Source organism: Labilithrix luteola, assembly GCF_001263205.1.
GTDB classification, from domain to species: Bacteria; Myxococcota_A; Polyangia; order Polyangiales; family Polyangiaceae; genus Labilithrix; species Labilithrix luteola.
Genome location: NZ_CP012333.1, coordinates 6,692,616 through 6,708,576, shown reverse-complemented (window position 1 = coordinate 6,708,576; position 15,961 = coordinate 6,692,616). Strand labels below are relative to the sequence as shown.

General features: G+C 66.9%; 11 protein-coding genes and 2 pseudogenes. 8 read left to right on the top strand and 5 right to left on the bottom strand.

All coding sequences use genetic code 11. From position 1 onward, the window contains the following. Positions 1–8: 8 nt before the first annotated feature. The 4 genes from dnaJ to AKJ09_RS29120 form a co-directional block, all read right to left on the bottom strand. Positions 9–1,151, bottom strand: coding sequence for a molecular chaperone DnaJ (dnaJ, locus tag AKJ09_RS29135; RefSeq protein WP_146651135.1), 1,143 nt, complete (start codon positions 1,149–1,151; stop codon positions 9–11). Between the two features lie 287 nt (positions 1,152–1,438). Continuing rightward, a complete protein-coding gene (locus AKJ09_RS29130; RefSeq protein WP_146651134.1) occupies positions 1,439–3,235 on the bottom strand; it encodes a coiled-coil domain-containing protein in 1,797 nt (598 codons plus the stop codon). Positions 3,236–3,267: 32 nt separating this feature from the next. Next, positions 3,268–5,121: a hypothetical protein gene (locus tag AKJ09_RS29125; protein WP_146651133.1), complete on the bottom strand. Its 1,854-nt coding sequence runs from the start codon at positions 5,119–5,121 to the stop codon at positions 3,268–3,270. A 59-nt stretch (positions 5,122–5,180) separates the two neighbouring features. After that, complete coding sequence (locus AKJ09_RS29120; protein ID WP_146651132.1) at positions 5,181–7,193, bottom strand: hypothetical protein; 2,013 nt, start codon at positions 7,191–7,193, stop codon at positions 5,181–5,183. A gap of 98 nt (positions 7,194–7,291) precedes the next feature. Here AKJ09_RS29120 and AKJ09_RS29115 point away from each other — a divergent pair, with 98 nt between their 5' ends. The 4 genes from AKJ09_RS29115 (at position 7,292) to AKJ09_RS29100 (ending at position 12,356) form a co-directional block, all read left to right on the top strand. Then, positions 7,292–9,349 carry an ATP-dependent helicase gene (locus AKJ09_RS29115; RefSeq protein ID WP_146651131.1) on the top strand — a complete coding sequence of 686 codons (2,058 nt, stop codon included), beginning with the start codon at positions 7,292–7,294 and terminating at the stop codon, positions 9,347–9,349. A 48-nt stretch (positions 9,350–9,397) separates the two neighbouring features. Beyond that, positions 9,398–10,543 (top strand): AI-2E family transporter, encoded by a 1,146-nt coding sequence (locus AKJ09_RS29110; RefSeq protein ID WP_146651130.1) that lies wholly within the window; start codon positions 9,398–9,400, stop codon positions 10,541–10,543. A 381-nt stretch (positions 10,544–10,924) separates the two neighbouring features. Next, positions 10,925–11,623, top strand: a complete 699-nt coding sequence (locus AKJ09_RS29105) for a hypothetical protein (RefSeq protein ID WP_146651129.1) — start codon at positions 10,925–10,927, stop codon at positions 11,621–11,623. Positions 11,624–11,639: 16 nt separating this feature from the next. Then, a complete protein-coding gene (locus AKJ09_RS29100; protein ID WP_146651128.1) occupies positions 11,640–12,356 on the top strand; it encodes a hypothetical protein in 717 nt (238 codons plus the stop codon). 74 nt (positions 12,357–12,430) lie between these two features. Here AKJ09_RS29100 and AKJ09_RS29095 read toward each other — a convergent pair. After that, positions 12,431–12,825 (bottom strand): annotated as a pseudogene (locus AKJ09_RS29095) (oxidoreductase); the annotation flags it as partial. Between the two features lie 110 nt (positions 12,826–12,935). Here AKJ09_RS29095 and AKJ09_RS29090 point away from each other — a divergent pair. The 4 genes and pseudogenes from AKJ09_RS29090 to AKJ09_RS29075 all read left to right on the top strand — a co-directional run bounded on the left by AKJ09_RS29090 (position 12,936) and on the right by AKJ09_RS29075 (position 15,934). Continuing rightward, positions 12,936–13,208 carry a Rossmann-fold NAD(P)-binding domain-containing protein gene (locus tag AKJ09_RS29090; protein ID WP_146651127.1) on the top strand — a complete coding sequence of 91 codons (273 nt, stop codon included), beginning with the start codon at positions 12,936–12,938 and terminating at the stop codon, positions 13,206–13,208. Positions 13,209–13,231: 23 nt separating this feature from the next. Beyond that, positions 13,232–13,651: pseudogene (locus AKJ09_RS56290) on the top strand (MerR family transcriptional regulator); the annotation flags it as partial. Positions 13,652–13,800: 149 nt separating this feature from the next. Continuing rightward, positions 13,801–14,484 (top strand): hypothetical protein, encoded by a 684-nt coding sequence (locus AKJ09_RS29080; protein ID WP_240488620.1) that lies wholly within the window; start codon positions 13,801–13,803, stop codon positions 14,482–14,484. 22 nt (positions 14,485–14,506) lie between these two features. Beyond that, on the top strand, positions 14,507–15,934 hold the full coding sequence (locus tag AKJ09_RS29075) for a carotenoid oxygenase family protein (RefSeq protein WP_146651124.1): 1,428 nt from the start codon (positions 14,507–14,509) through the stop codon (positions 15,932–15,934). Positions 15,935–15,961: the final 27 nt, after the last annotated feature.

Here is a 15,961-nt window from a genome sequence, read left to right as displayed (position 1 = left end):
ATCCTTCTTTAAGCTGTGGAGGCGCGGGCGGTGCCGTCTTCCGACGACGATTCCTCCTCCGGGCGGAGCTCGGAGTCGAGCTCGCGGAGGATTTTCTTGGCGCGGTCCGACAGCTTGGTCGGCACGTCGACCTGGACGACGGCGACGAGCGAGCCGCGGCCGCGGCCGTCGAGACGCGGGACGCCCTGGCCTTTGATGTTGAACACCGAGCCAGGCTGGGTGCCGGCCGGAATCTTGAGCGCCACCGTGGCGTCCTCGGGCGACTCCTCGCCCGGCTCACCGAGCGACGGAACGCGCACTTCGGCGCCAAGCGCGGCGTCGGCGAAGGTCACGTGCACGCGCGTGACGAGGTCGGCGCCGTCGCGTTCGAAGCGCGCGTCTTCCTCCACGTCGATCTCCACGTAGAGGTCGCCGGCAGGTGCCCCCATCGGGCCGGGCAAACCTTGGCCCGGAACGCGGAGACGTTGGCCTGCGTCGATGCCGGCCGGGAACGCGACCACGACCTTGCGCGACTTCTCGACCGCGCCGCGGCCGTCGCACGTCTTGCACGGGTGCTTGATGACCACGCCCTGGCCATGACACTTGGGGCACGGCGTGGTGAACATGACGAAGCCACGCGCGTTCGATACGTGACCGCTGCCTCGGCAGTGGCCGCACGCCTCGGGCTTGGTTCCCGGCTTCGCGCCGGTGCCCGAACAGTCGTCGCAGCGGGCCGGCGCATTGACCGTGACCTCGCGTTTGATGCCGAACGCCGCCTCGCGCAGGCTCAGACGAGCTTGCATGCGGAGGTCGCCGCCGCGCGCGGGCTGCCGCCGGCCACCACCGAAGCCACCGAACCCGCCGCCTGAGAACATCTCGGCGAAGAGGTCCTGCATGTGGGAGAAGACGTCCGACGCGCCATCGAACCCGCCGCCCATGCCGCCTTCGAGGCCGGCATGACCGAACTGATCGTAGATGCGCCGCTTCTCGTCGTCCGACAGGACCTGATAGGCCTCGTTGACGGCTTTGAATTTCGTCTCCGCGGCTGCGTCACCAGGGTTGCGATCGGGGTGATGCTTGAGCGCTTCGCGCTTGTAGGCCTTGCGGATTTCATCCGCCGCCGCGCCACGCTCGACACCGAGAACTTCGTAGTAATCGCGCTTATCCGACATGCGCCTGGTCCGACACGAGCAGCAAGGTGTTACCGGTTACCGTTTCTCGTCTTTGACGCGTTCGAGTTGCAGGGCGTTCGAAGGTACGAGGCGTGCTCGAGGCAATCGAACGGATCCGCGAACGAATCAACTACGTTATGGCCCCTCTGGAAGAGGAAACGAAGAACTGGGTTTGAGACCGTTACGAAGACAGTAAGGACGTTTCCGCAAGGCGTAAGCGGCGCAGGCGCTGCTCGCCGCGGGAAGGTAAGGCATGAGAGTTGGCTGTCAACGCCCATGGACGAGCTTCAGGTGTCGCGCGCGCGGAGCTGTTCGAGCAGGACGGCCTGACGCTGGAGCTCTGCACGGGCGCGCGTGAGCTCCTCGCCTGACTCGGCGGCCACGCGGGCAGCGTGTTCCTGCGTGAGGGCTTGCCGCAAAACGGCGAGCTCGTCGCGCGCCCGGCCGAGGTCTCCCTCGAGATCTGCCTGCGTAGCATCTCTCCGTTCTGCCGCGAGAATCTCGGACGCGCGACCTCCGCCGCTCGTTTCGCGCGCGTTTTCCAGTTCCTCGATGCGCCAGGCCTGCGCGACCAACTCACCTTCTCGGCGCGCCACCTCCATCGCCAGCTCGTCGAGCTTCCTGCGCATCCGAGCCATCTCGGCGGGGTCGACCTCCGGGGCCGCAAACGGTGCCTCGAACGGAACGGGGGCTTGGCCCTCACGCGCTTCCTCGAGCGTGACGACGAGCTCCTTGATGAAGCTCTCTCGGCGGACGAGCTCGCGCTCCATCTCGGCGATCACGCCGGCGCGTTCGCGGAGTTGGTCCTCGACGCGCGCCATCTCGACGGCGTGGGCCTCCACGACTTGCGCGAGATCGGCCACCTGCAAGGCCAGCGCGGCTTCGGCGCGTTCCGCACGCGAAGCGAGATGCGCGACGTCGGCGAGCATCTCCGGGGCGGGCAAGGCCACGTCCGCCGTCGCCCCCGTGCCGAGCTGCCGCTCGCCTTCGCGTGACGCTTCGAGCTCCGCGCTCAGCGCGGCGATGCGATCGTCGCGCTCGAGCATGCCCCGCTCGGCACCACCGAGGCGGCGCTCCATCGAGGCGAGCGCCTGCTGCGCAGCTTCGATGACCTCCTCGAGGCCGACGCCGCGTTCGACGGCCGCGTCACGCTCGACGTTGGCTTGCTCGAGACGCGATTCGAGGTCGGCGCGATCCGCGTCGACGATCGCGACACGCTCGCGCTGCTCCTCGAGCTGCGCGACGAGGAGCTCCACCTGGAGCCGCGTGGCTGCAAACGCTGCGAGGTCCTCGGCGCCAGCGCCAAGGAGCGCGGGCGGCACCGGCGTTGGCATCGCGTCGCTGATCGAGACGTCGGTGGCCGCTGGCGCTTCTTCGCGTGCGACCTGCACGATGGCATAGGGCTCGAGCGCGTTCGCCTCGCGGCTCGCGAGGACGACGAACACGTCGGGCGGGCCTTCTTCGGCGAGGCGCGTATCGACACTGACGGCGAGGTCTTCGTTCTCTCCGAGCTCGGCGAAGACGACGCCGGCGAAGGGCAGCACGCCGGTGAACGTCACGTGCTCGAAGCAGAGCGCGAAGAGATCGTAGAGCTCGGCGTACGCGAGCGTGGCCGGACCGACGGTAGCGAGCGGAGTGCCGCCATCGCTGCCGACGACAGCATCGGCATCCATGCGAGCGCGCGCCATCGCGACGACGGCGCCGGCAGGGCCGAGCAAGCGGCGCAGCTGGCCGACAATCGACTCCGCATCGCGCAGCTGCGCAAGGTCCGGAACGAGAGCGAGGTCGTAGGCACCATCGCGGGCGTCGATCTCGTTCGGGCCTGCGCGGTAGATCACACCGCGAGGCGCGGACGCGGCGGCGCGAGCGGCTCGGGCACCATCCGAATCGTAAACGTGGACACTTCGCGCGCCGAGGTCGAGGAGCGTGGCTCCGATGTCGAGCTCCGCGTTGCCCAGAACGAGAACGCGTGCGCCCGCGACCAGCGGCTCGGCGTGAACGCAGAGCGCCGCTGCAAGGTTCGCAGCATTCGCACCGGGATGACGCGAACCGGCAGAAACCGGGGGTGAAGAGCTGGCCGACATGGAGGGGTCCGAAGGGCGTCGTTCTACCACAGTCAGGCCAGCGCCACTGCCGCCACGATCGCCGTATTTTGCTTGCTCGGGCGCTTCGAAGTGCCCGGCGGAGTGCGACGCTCTTTCCCTTTCCACGCACGTGCCGGACGGCTCGGTTCGGGGCCGGCTGTGTCGCGTGGGCGGTCGCTGGCGCGGCGGCCTTCGAGCTCCTCGCTCAGGCGTGCGAGGAGCCGGGCAGCGAACGCGGGCGTCGGCACGCGCGGCGACAGGCGGAGCACTTTCTCCTCGGGAGCGCGGCCGGGGACGACGGCGACGCCCGGCGCGATGCGCGCGATCTTCTCGGCAGCCGCCGACGCGTCGTCGAAGCGGACGAGCACCTCCGGAACGGCAGTGTTTCCGCCGGGAGCCATCGCCGCGAGCGCGAGCTCGATGGTGCGCAGGCCCGGAATCCGATCGGCGGGCGCGCACGTGAGGCGCACTTCGTCGAACGTCTGCGTGCCTTCGCCGAAGCGTGCCACGCACGCAAGCTCGAGGTGCGTGAGATCGGCGAGACGGGCCAGGCGATCGCGCGTGGTGCGAAGAAACCGCGAAGAAAGCTCCGAGGGCTTGGGCGGAAGCTGCGCGCGCGTGCCGGTCACGAAGAGCGGGACGAGCACCATCGAGCCGAGCGGAATCGCGAGCGCGGCGCCGGCCACCCGGGTGGCAAGGAGAACCGTGGCCGAGGCCACCGCGGCGACGAGAGCGAGTGCAACGAGACGGCCCTTGGTCGTGCCGACGTCGAAGAGATCCCCCGGCGACGAAGGACGCTTTTGCGCGAGGAGCACGTCTTCGTCGCTCACCGTCCGCCAGCGACCGGGACCACGCGGCCGCTCGATGACGGCCGGTGCACGATGCGCGGCAAGCGCCATGGCGAGGACGACGAGGAGCGCTCCGACCGTAGGGTTCGCCCACAACAGCGCGGCGAGGGCGGCTACCGTGACGGCACCGTAGACGAACGGCGCGGCGCCGCCCGGGACGGGAATGAGTGGACGAGCGTTCGAACGCGACGCAGCACACGCGTGCGCGACGGCGGCCTGCTTGGTGCGCAGCGCCAGCGCGAGGAGACCGGCGATCACGGCAAAGCCGCACGCGACCAGTGCGGCGGGCACGCGATTCGGCGTGGTCGAAGCCGCGACGGCGGCAGGCGCAGCACGAAGCTCGGGAGCCGTCACGAGCGGAAACGCCTTGGGGTCGACGCGCGCCGACCACACGACACCCTCGCCGCGCGGAACGTGCGCGCGCACGAGCTCGAGCTCGTCCTTCTCGGGCATGCGGCGAAACGTGGCCACCGTAGTGGCCGCCTGCTCGGTCGACGCGAGCCGCGGCTCGGTCGGTGCCGGCGGAAGCTCGAACACGACGCGCGCACCGTCGTGGCCTTCGCCCGAGGGCGGTGCGGACCACGCAAGACGCCACATGGCGCCGTCGCGGACGAGCATCTTCGTCGCGACGAGATCCAGCTTGTAGGTCAGGTCGACGGTGTAGATGCCGCGTCCGAGCCCCTTCGCATCGTCGAGGGCGATGCGCACGCTGCCGGGCGCTTTGGCGTTCGGCTCGACCTTCGCGGCGATCTCGTTGCCCTTCTCCGGGAACGCGACGGTCTGCGGGACAACCTCGGCGCGCGGGTCGATGCCGCCGAAGTCGAACGACTTGAAGCGGCCGGCCACCACGCGATAGCGGAGGTGGTGCACGACCGTCGCCATGCCGTCCTGCGCGACGGTGACGCGAACGTCGTCCGACGTTTGATGGGCCTCCTGCCAGCCGGCGGCATGCGCCGCGGGCTCCAATGCCCCGAAGCCCAGGGCAGAGGAGGCAGAAAGGACAAGAGCGCGGGCGAAGTGACGGGCGGGCGGGAGCACTGCCCCACATCTACCTACACGACGCCCTCAGGGGAAATTTGCGGCGAGTTTCCGTCGCCTCAGCGAGAAAGCTCGAGCATGAAGAGCTTCACCAGATCGTCGATGGTCGAGCGGGGAACCTTGATGGTCGCCACGCTCGCGCCCTCGGCGGCCGAAGGCGTGGGCCCCTCGACGGTCGAGGTCAGTGTGATGGGGGTCGCCCCCTTCGAGGGGAGCATCGCCAACGACGAGAACGGCGACCGTTCCGAGCCGCCCAGCGCGCCGAAGACGAGGAGGCCTCGCAGCGTCACGAGCGCGGCCCCGGTGGTCTTCGAACTGCGCAGCGACTCGACCATGGCGGTCTTCTCGCCGAGCGTGTCCGTCGCCGGAGCCGTGGAGAGCGAAGCGGCGGCCTTTTGGGCGACGAGCTTGCCGTCGAGACCGAAGCCGATCCAGGTCGCTCCCTGATCCGGAATCGCGAAGACGTGCATGGTGACGGGCTTGCGCGTGACCTTCTTCGCGGCCGGCGCCTTGGCGCCAGCGCGCGACGGAGCCGGAGGCGGCACTTCGATATCCGTGCGCGGCACGACGATCTCGAGGTGCACCGACTCCTTCGGCAGCGTCACCCCCGCAGGCATGGGCGCGATGCGCATCTGCGCGAGCATCTTCGACGACGCCTGCTTCTTCGCCCACTTCGCGAAGGCCGGTCGGTTCCACAGGGCCGACCAGTCCTTCAAGACCGGCCCGACCTTCGCGATGGGGTCGCTGACCTGCGTGAGATGCCAGCCGACCACCTGCTCGGCGAGCACGCGCGTGGCTTCGTCTTCGGCCGCGAGGTTGTCGGGCTTGACGCTCTGCCGTGCGGAGAGCGCCTTGGCGACCGCAGCGGCGTCGTACCCTTTGCCGTAGACCGAGGCGCCCGTGAACACGGTAAGCATCCGATCGGCGACGAGCTCCTTGAGCGCCTTCTTCTCGCTCTCCGGCATGCCCGAGTCACCGGCCGCTTCGACGAACGCCGCACCGAGAAGCTCGCGCGGATGATCGAAGAGTTTGGGATCCGCACCGCGACCGTAGAAGGCGAGGTCCGTTTCGCCAGGAAGGTGCAAGAAGGCGGGCGGCGGGGGACCGTCCTGATTGCGTTCCGACACGGCGAGCTTCGCGAGCAGGCTCGTGGCGTGCGCGTAGTCGATGCGTGACGTCGTCTCGACGCCCTTGTCACCGACATTCATGTCGAGCGTCATGCGATTCGCATCGCTGACGAAATCCGCAGCTTCGCCGACCGCTCCATCGAGCAGGTTGTGGATCGCCGGGCTGTTCGCACCGAGGAGCGTGCGCGCGAGAATCGGCAGCTGACTGCGCGCCATGTTGACGGTGTCGCGTACGGGCCCGAAGCGAAGCTCGAGGTGCACGTCGGCCGGCCACTTCTGGCGCGTCATCGTGCGGGCCAGGTACGGCGCGAGCGCGTCGACCGCGTGCCGCTCACCGCACACGAGACGCGCGCCGACCGGAGCCGGCGAGAGCAGACACCCCTCGGCATCGTCGTCGTCCGCCTCGCCGTCCTCGCCCGACGATTTGCCGAGGCTCACGCCCTGCACGAACGTCGAACCGTTCGGACCATCGACGAGCTTGTGCTCCTTGGCGAGCTTCGCCTTCGCGCCCTCGAGCGAGCGCACGGCGACCGAAACGGCCACGAGGGGTCGCGGGCTCATCTTTCGTCCGCCCACCGCCACGGCCGCATCGAGCGGCTGCGAGAGATCGACGACCTCGCCGAGCGATGCGTCGGTGATCGAACGAACGAGCTCTGCGCCGCTCGGGAGCGGCAAGTGCGTCCAGTTGCCGGCGGTCTTGATCATGCCGTCGGGGTTCGCGATCCTTCCGACGAGAAGAAGACCTTCCGGATCCGGCACGGCGCTCACGTCCGGCGGAGCGGACCGAGCTTCGGCAACGGGCTTGGCCGCGGCCGTAGGTGCCGCAGGTGGCGGTGCTCCACCGCACGCGCCGAGACCGACGGCCAAGAACGCAAGCCAGGACGGGGACGACGAGAAAAGCGAAGACCGCGAAACTCCAAGACGCATGCCAAGCCCAATGGACATGGCGCCGGAGGATACATGGCGGGAGCATCGCTGTCCGGTCTAGACGCGCTTTCCGAGTCGTGGCTTAACGTGGCGGCTTCACCGTGTCCGCCCCCAGCATGAACCCAGCTCAGCGGGAGGCCGTTGAGCACCAAAACGGCCCGATGCTCGTCCTTGCGGGAGCAGGTTCGGGCAAGACCCGCGTCATCACACACCGTATTGCGCGGCTGATGGAGCGAGGCGTCCCCGCGCACATGATCTGCGCTCTGACGTTCACCAACAAGGCCGCCGGCGAAATGGCTGAGCGCGTTGGTCACATCGTCAAAGAGCAGGGCCTTGGCGGAAAGCACGGTGCCAAGGGCATCGTCATCTCGACGTTCCACTCGTTCGGTCTGATGGTCCTCGGCCGCGAGAAGAAGTCTCTCGGCGGCGCGTTCACGATCTTCGACCAGGGCGACTGCGTGTCCGCCGTGAAGGAGATCATGAGCCGGACCGACGCGGGCAAGAAGCTCGACGCCGCGGCCATTCTCACCCGCATCTCGAACGCGAAGAACGCCTTCCTCTCCCCCGAGGAGTTCGAGCCACGCGAGGGCGACGAGTACGACGAAGTCACGAAGGTCGTCTATGCGCGCTACCAATCCGCGCTCAGGAGCTTCCGCGCCTTCGACTTCGACGATCTCGTCTGCGAGGTCGCCCGCCTGTGGAAAGACCGGCCGGACATCCTCGACCGCTGGCAGAAGGAATTCATGTACGTCCTGGTCGACGAGTACCAGGACACGAACCGCGCGCAGCTCGAGGTGCTCCGCCTCCTCGCCGGTCGCCATCGCAACATCTGCGTCGTCGGTGACGACGACCAGTCGATCTACGCATGGCGCGGCGCCGACGTGCGCAACATCCTCGACTTCGACGAGCAGTTCCCGGGCGCGAAGATCGTCATGCTCGACCAGAACTATCGGTCGATGGCGCCCATCCTCGCGGTCGCGAACGCGGTCATCGAGAAGCGTACGGACTCGAAGTACAAGAAGTTCCTCCGCACGGACAAAGAGGGCGGCGAGAAGGTTCGCCTCGGCGTGGCGCCCTCGCCCGAAGCGGAGGCCGCCTACGTCGCGCGCGAGATGCGCCGGCTGATGCGCGAAGAGCAGAAGAAGCCGAAGGACATGGCGATCCTGTATCGCTCCAACGGCCAGGCCAAGGCGCTCGAAGAAGCCCTGCGCGAGCAGGAAGTGCCGTACCGCATGATCGGCGGCCAGCAGTTCTTCGAGCGCAAGGAGGTGAAGGACATCCTCGCCTACCTCAAGGTCGCGCTGAACCGCGCCGACGAGATCAGCCTGAGGCGCATCATCAACTATCCGCCTCGCGGCATCGGCGACACGAGCCTCGAGCGCCTCACGCAGAACGCCACCGCCAAGGGGTGGACACTCTGGCAAGCGGTCGAACGTTGCGACGCCCTCGACGGAATACCGAACCCCGCGCGCGAAGGCTGCAAGCAGCTCGAACGCGTCGTCGCCGACATGCGCAAGAAGCTCATGATCGATCGCCTGAAGGCGAACGAGGTCGCGCGCTGGCTGACGGAGACGATCGAGCTCCGCAAAGACATCGACGCCACGTCCACCTCGGTCAAGAACGCCGCCAAGCGCTGGGGCAACGTCGAAGGCCTCTTCGGGATCTTCACGCGACGTGAGGCGCGCGTCGAGGCCAAAGGCAACGACGCAACGGCCGAGAAGGACCTCATGAACTTCCTCCACTCGCTCACGCTGCAGATGAGCGACGAGGAGGACGACCCCGGCAACGTCGTCACGCTCTCCACCCTGCACGGCAGCAAGGGTCTCGAGTTCGACTACGTGTTTCTCATCGGGTGTGAAGAGGGCCTCATCCCTCACATGCGCACGCTCGAGGTGAAGGCCACAGACGCCACCGTGCAGGACATCGAGGAAGAGCGCCGCCTTTTCTACGTCGGCGTCACCCGCGCACGTAAGCGCCTCGACCTCTTGCGTTGCAAGCACCGCGTTTCCCGCGGAAAACCCGTACCGCGCACGCCTTGTCGCTTCCTCGCCGACATTCCGGAGGAGCTCACCGAGCCCTTCGAGGTCAAGGACGCGGTCGTCATGAATACGACCGAGATGGCCGCCGGCGCGACCAACCTCCTCGCGATGCTGGACTCCCTCGGCGGTAGCTGAGGCGCAACTTCTTCAATCGATCACGGCCATCGCGTACCCTTCCGGGCCATGGACCGCGTCGCGAACTTCCTGTCGGAAAAAACTCCGCGCCGCTTTCTCGCGATCACGGCGTTCCTCGGAGGTCTTTACCTCTTTCGCCACCTCGCGTTGCTGCTGCTCTTCTTCGTCGGCTTCGAGCGGCTCTTCGGCTGGGGAACGAGACTGCTCTCGGCGCGAACGGGCATGAAGCGTAAGCACGCGGTCTTCACGGTCGTCGGAACGTTCCTCGCCATCACGTTCGCGCTGGCGTGGTTCGGCATCGGCAAGACGATCCGCACGTTCACCGAGATGCAGGAGACCTTTCCCGAGCGACTCGCGGACCTCCGTGAGAATCCGCTCGTGGCGCGCATCCAGGAGCAGTTCGGCGGCACCGAGTCGATCATCGACGGCGTGAAGCACTACGCGGGCGACGCCATCTCGGCGGCCTCGGCGATCGGGCACTTCTTCGTGTACGTGCTCATCGGCTTCATCCTCGCGCTCGTCTTCCTGCTCGAGCACGAAGAGCTCTGCACGTTCTGGAACAAGGTCGATCCGCGCTCGCTCGCCGGCACACTCGGTCGCTGGCTCGGCCACGTGTCCGACGCCACCATCGTGACCGTCCAGCTGCAGCTCATCGTGGCCGTGTTCAACACGGTGACCACCCTGCCCGTCTTGCTGTTGCTTCGCGTGCCTCACGTGGGCGCGCTGATGCTGCTCATCTTCGTCTCGGCGCTCGTGCCCGTGATCGGCAACATCGTATCGGGCACGGTGCTGTCGCTGCTCGCCTATCAGGTGAAGGGCTGGCTCGGCGTGGGCATCTTCGTGGGCCTCACGTTCATCCTGCACAAGATCGAGTCGTATTACCTGAGCCCGCGCCTCACCGCGCGCCACGTGAAGATCCCAGGCTTCCTGCTCATCGTGAGCCTCCTCGCCTGCGAGCACGTCTTCGGCTTCAAGGGCCTCTTCCTCTCGTTTCCCATCTTGTTCGTCGCTGGCCGCATTCGCACCGAGTTCCTCGAAGAGGACGCCATCGTGAGCGGCGGCCCCATCGTCCTTTCGGACAATCCCGATCAGCTCCCCACCTCGACGACGCGCCCCCAAGTCGAGCCCACGGGCATCGAGCTCGATTCACCGAAGTTGTCCGCCCCCGCCGCCGAACACGAACTGGCCGAGTAGCTCATTTCCCGCACTGCGCTAGCGAATCGCGCGGAGACGGCTCACTCGCCCGACTCCCAGCGCGTTCGCTCGAATTTCGTCGATTCGGCCCACGCGACGAACTTACGAATCGCCGCCGGGTCGCCGCCGCCCTGCTTCGCAGCAACGTCGCAGACGACATTGATGCTGGGCCGCAACCCTCATCCCCATTCGCGAAGACGATTGCGCCAACCAGGGCGAAGTCCGGCGACCACGCGTTCGACCGTGTACTTACCAAGCAGGGGGACAATCTCTTCGTACAGGTGAGTTGCGGATCCAGTTCCGCGATCGATGTGAGCCGAGATCTGTTCGAGCGAAACATCCCTCCATGCAAACGGAAGCTATTGAACTGACAGGAGTCCCATGTCGACACTTTCCATCCCTTCCCATGTCCAGCGCGCCGACGTGCAGCACAAGCCGGTCGGCTACGCCTGGCGCGGCGCCGCGGACTTCACGCGCGAGAACGACAAGCTGGCCGAGCAGCTCAATGCGATGAGCCTGCGCGCGCGGCTCGCCGTGGCGACGGCCATCGCCGAATGGATCTTCTGGCGACTGCGGCCGGAGACCGACTTCGACGCGCCGCTGCGGATGATCGAGGCGGCCTGGGCGTCCAACCTGGATGTCCGCTACGGACGCACGCCGACGCAGTCCGAGCACGAGGACCGCAAGGGCCCGGTCAACGGCGTGCTGCGCGCGTCGAAGGACATCCTCGCGAACGTCCTGCGCGGCTACAAGGGCGAATCCGGTCCCGCCGTGACCTCGCGCGCCGTGTACCTGTACTTCCTGGCGCGTCACGTGCTGCCGGAGAAGGGCCCGTTCGACGCCTGGCTGAAGGCGGTGGTCAAGCGCCTGACGGCCCTCTATCCGAATGAGGAAGGGCAGCTGGGCGAGCCGGTCCCGCGCGAGGCCCTCGATCCGGACGTCGAGTTCCAGAAGGACAGCGCGCCGCAGCGCTTCGCCGACCTGCTCGCCGGACTCGCGCCGGCGGACAACCCCTACCTGCGCAGTCCCGAGGACATGCTGTCGGAAGGGTTCAGCGGCACGCCGTACCGGATCTCCTGAGGACCGGGGTCCCGCGATGGCGCTGCTCCGGCCCCACTACATCCACCCGATCGCCGCGGGATCCCGCTTGTCCTGGCCCTGGGACGACTGGAACGTCAAGCAGGCCTACGAGCCGGGCGACGCCGCGCTTGCCGCTCGTCTGCAGCCACTGACGCGGCGGGCGCAACTCGCGATGGGCGTGGCGATCGGCGAATGGATCGTCTTCACGCTTGAGGCGCTCGGTCCCGACCCCCGGCCGAAGCAGTACCTCGAAGCCGCCTGGCTGGGCACGGTCCATTTCGCCTGCTGCCCTTACGTGGAGTTCGTCGACCGCGAATGGAGCGGTCCGGTGCGAGGCCCTCTGCACCTGACGATGGCGTTGATCAACGACGCGCTGCATTTCGAAGGCGCCTCGCCGTCGGAGAACGCCGCCTGGCTCTCGACGCTCGCCCAATTGGTGGTCCCGCCGGACGCGCCGTACATCGCCTGGCGCGATGCCGTGCTGAACCGGCTTGAGCGCTGGTTCCCGGCGAGCCCGGAGGCGGATGACGACTTCGCCTACGACTGGCAAAGCGTCGAGCCGCTGGTGCCGCGCGAGTGTTTCGACCCGACCGCGCCCTTCGACCCGTCGATGAGCGAGGACTTGATCCGACGGGCGCTCACCGACATCGGTGCCGCGCCACATCTCTACGCGTCGACGCCGGAGCAGCGGGAGCGGGCGGGCGTCGTGCTGCCACTGCCGAACGCGCGCTGAAACAAGTCGGGGCGCAGTCCCGTCAGCGGCCGCCGCTCGATCAGCCGGCCTGAACCGCCTGATCGATCGGTGGATCAACCGCGGCCCAACTGCCGCTCCAACCGATCCAACACCTGACAACACGGCAGCACCTGCGCCACGCTCCCATTCGGCTCCCGGCCCTCGCGGATCGCCGCGACGAACTCGCGGTCCTGCAGCTCGATGCCGTTCATCGACACATCCACCTGGCTGACGTCGATCCTCTCGTCCTTGCCGGTCATCAGGTCGTCGTAGCGCGCGACGTAGGTGCCGGTGTCGCCGATGTAGCGGGTCCCCAGCGGCCCGTCGTTGTTGAACGACAGCGAGAGCGTGCAGATCGCGCCGTTCGCCGCCTTGAGCTGCAGGCTCATGTCCATCGCGATGCCAGCTCGGGATGCACCGGCCCCTGCAGCGCGTTGGCCTGCACCACCGGACTGCCAAAGCGGACCGCGTTCCGTTCATGCTGAAATTTCGAAGAAGGAGGATTACGTCCACTTCGCCGGGCATTCCTTGCTGCCCGACGACCTTTTCGGCTTCCTACTCTCCACCGGGCCAGAGGTCATGACACACGACGAACTCGCCGAGCATATCTCCGCGCTCGGCCGGTCGGTCCGGTACATCGATCTTGGCCCGCACGCGTACCGTGCACACTTGCGACGGTATCCGCTTCCGGATTGGCTCATCGAGCACCTCGTGGAGATTGAGCTCCTGGCGCGCGTCTATCCCGAAGTGCCGAACGACACGGTGCTCCGCACGACAGGCCACCCGCCGCGAACGATCCAAGCCTTCCTTCGCGAGAATGCCGAGGCGTTCGTGGGTGAGCGCGGGCGCTGAGCGGCCCACAGACGACTCCGACGATGCCGGACGATGCGGAATCGACGGACGGGAGCACGCGGCGATGGTCGCAGGCTCTGCCGTCGAGGGCCGTGAGCCGGCGCAGAGGGCGTAAAGCCATCGGACTCGGGCGAATTGCTTTGACCCTCTCGTTGCGTGAGGGTTCAGGCTGCAGATCCTCCGAGCCGAACATGCTTTTGAAAATCGGTGAACTGTCGAGGCGCACGAAACTGAGTGTTCGGGCCTTGCGCCACTACGACGAGATCGGCTTGCTCACGCCGTCGACGCGGTCCGAGGGGGGCTACCGGCTCTACACCGCCGACGACGTCACTAAGCTCTTCCGAATCCAGGCCCTTCGGCGTCTGGATCTTTCGCTGAGCGAGATCCAGGCGATTTTGGCCCGTGGGGGGGCGAGCCTGCCGGAGGTGATTGGCCAGCAGATCATGGCGCTGGATCGCCAGATCGAGCAGGCCTCCGCGCTCCGAGCGCACCTCGTCGCGCTCGAGGTCCACCTGAGCTCGCGGCCAGACTCGCGGGGAATTCGCAGCCGGACGCGCGAAAGGACGCGCGAAACGACCTGGCGGTCGATCCGATGCTCGCCACGTTGGAAAGCATGGTCACCGCCTCGAAGTACTTCGCCGACGACGAACGGAGCTCACTGCATGCGCGCCGCGTGGCCCTTGGCGAAATGGACGGGACCGAAAAGGCTCACCTCGCGAATGCGTTGCGTGGATTGATCGAGCGCGGCGTCTCCTCCGAGACCGTCGAAGCCCGCACGCTGGCGCGCCGCTGGATCGAGCTCTTGCTCGAAGACGTCGGCGGCGACGAAGGCCTGCTGATGCGGGTCTACGCCATGCATTGGAACGAACCGACGTTGCACTCGCTCACGGGCGTCGGCCAGAGGGAGATGAAATACATCGCGCAGGCCACGGCGCACCATCGGCTCGACATCTACGCGGGATACTGCCTGCCCGAGGAGATCGACCGCCTTCGAACGACCTACCTCGCGCAGACCGCCGCGTGGCCGCCCCTCATCGCGGCCATTCGTGACCAGATGACGCGCGGTGCGCGGCCCGACGCTGTCGAAGTCCAGGACCTCGCGCGACGTTGGCTAGCGCTCTCCCGGGCCAAAGCGGGTGGTGATCCCGAATTGCAGCGCAAACTCGACCACGCGTTTCAGAACGAGCCCGCCTTGCGCCTCGGTTCGGGCATTGACGCCTCGCTCATGGTCTTCGTCGAACAGGCCATCCGCGAGCTCGAAACGCAAAATAGGTAGCGGTAACAAAGGGTCACGCCCGATGTCTTATTCGAACAACCAATCCAATCCATTCTTCACGGGGAACTTCGCGCCGGTCGATGCGGAGCGCGACATTTCCGATCTGCAGATCCTCGGCAACATTCCGGCGGATCTCGCGGGGACTCTCTACCGTGTCGGGCCCAATCCACATTTCGGGCCGCGAGACGACAACTACCATTGGTTCTCTGGCGACGGGATGGTCCACGCTTGGACGATCCATGCCGGGAGGGTGGCCTACCGCAATCGCTGGGTGCGCACGCCGAAGTGGGAGCTGGAAAATCGAGCCGGTCGAGCGTTGTTCGGAACGTTCGGCAATCCGGCCACGAGCGACCCGATCACGGTCGGCCAGAATACCGGCACCGCCAACACCAACATCGTCTGGCACGGCGGGCGGCTGTTCGCCCTCGAAGAAGGCCATCAGCCCTTCGAACTCGACGTTCGGACATTGTCGCCGAAGGGGCATCAGAGCTTTGGCGGTGTTTTGAACACCCGTTGCACGGCGCATCCGAAGTTCGATCCACACACAGGCGAGATGCACATCTTTGCCTATTCACCCGATGGGCCGGGAACGCCGACGATGCTCTACGGCGTCTTGGATCGAGCGTGCAACATGACGCGCCTCGAGTCCTTCGAAGTGCCCTATGCCAGTATGGCCCATGACTTCATGGTGACGAAGTCGCATGTGTTGTTCCCGATCATGCCCCTGACTTCGAGCCTCGAACGCGCCATGCGCGGCCAATCGCTCTTCGCGTGGGAAGCAGGCCTGCGAACCCACGTGGGCGTCATGGCGCGAGGCGATTCGACCCAGAACCTGCGTTGGTTCGAGACCGAAGCTTGTCACGTCTTCCACGTCATGAATGCGTGGGACGACGGCGACAAGATCGTCGCGTACGTCATGCAATCCGACGTCGCGCCCGGATTGCCCGACGCCGAAGGGCGAACGGTCGCCCCCGCGAGGGCCGAAGCGCGTCTCTGCCGGTGGACACTCGATCTCGCCGCCGGTAAAACGCAGATCGAACGCGCGTACATCGATGATCTCGTCGCCGAATTTCCCCGCATCGACGATCGCTTTTCTGGACTGCGCAATCGCTACGGGTTCTACGCTTGCCATGGAGAACGGGCCGTCCGGGACGCCGGCGAAGGCGTCCTTTTCGGCAGTCTCGCCTCCTTCGATTTCAGCACGAATCAGCGACGCCTCTACACTTTGCCTGCCGGCGACGTCACGTCCGAGCCGGTCTTCGTCCCGCGGTCGCTTGGGGCCGAGGAAGGAGACGGCTGGCTGCTCTCCGTGGTTTGGCGCGCGAACGAGCGGCGGAGCGATCTCTTGATCTTCGACGCCGTGGATCTTCCCGGCGGACCGCTCGCTACCGTTCAATTGCCCGTTCGAGTCCCGTTCGGCTTTCACGGCAATTGGCGACCGCACGCGTGAGACCGTGGTCCTGCGATGACCGCCGAG

Bases quoted from the DNA above. Each gene is read 5' to 3' on its own strand.
- dnaJ (WP_146651135.1), bottom strand. From the start codon at position 1,151: ATGTCGGATAAGCGCGATTACTACGAAGTTCTCGGTGTCGAGCGTGGC.
- AKJ09_RS29130 (WP_146651134.1), bottom strand. From the start codon at position 3,235: ATGTCGGCCAGCTCTTCACCCCCGGTTTCTGCCGGTTCGCGTCATCCC.
- AKJ09_RS29120 (WP_146651132.1), bottom strand. From the start codon at position 7,193: ATGTCCATTGGGCTTGGCATGCGTCTTGGAGTTTCGCGGTCTTCGCTT.
- AKJ09_RS29115 (WP_146651131.1), top strand. From the start codon at position 7,292: ATGAACCCAGCTCAGCGGGAGGCCGTTGAGCACCAAAACGGCCCGATG.
- AKJ09_RS29110 (WP_146651130.1), top strand. From the start codon at position 9,398: ATGGACCGCGTCGCGAACTTCCTGTCGGAAAAAACTCCGCGCCGCTTT.
- AKJ09_RS29105 (WP_146651129.1), top strand. From the start codon at position 10,925: ATGTCGACACTTTCCATCCCTTCCCATGTCCAGCGCGCCGACGTGCAG.
- AKJ09_RS29100 (WP_146651128.1), top strand. From the start codon at position 11,640: ATGGCGCTGCTCCGGCCCCACTACATCCACCCGATCGCCGCGGGATCC.
- AKJ09_RS29090 (WP_146651127.1), top strand. From the start codon at position 12,936: ATGACACACGACGAACTCGCCGAGCATATCTCCGCGCTCGGCCGGTCG.
- AKJ09_RS29080 (WP_240488620.1), top strand. From the start codon at position 13,801: ATGCTCGCCACGTTGGAAAGCATGGTCACCGCCTCGAAGTACTTCGCC.
- AKJ09_RS29075 (WP_146651124.1), top strand. From the start codon at position 14,507: ATGTCTTATTCGAACAACCAATCCAATCCATTCTTCACGGGGAACTTC.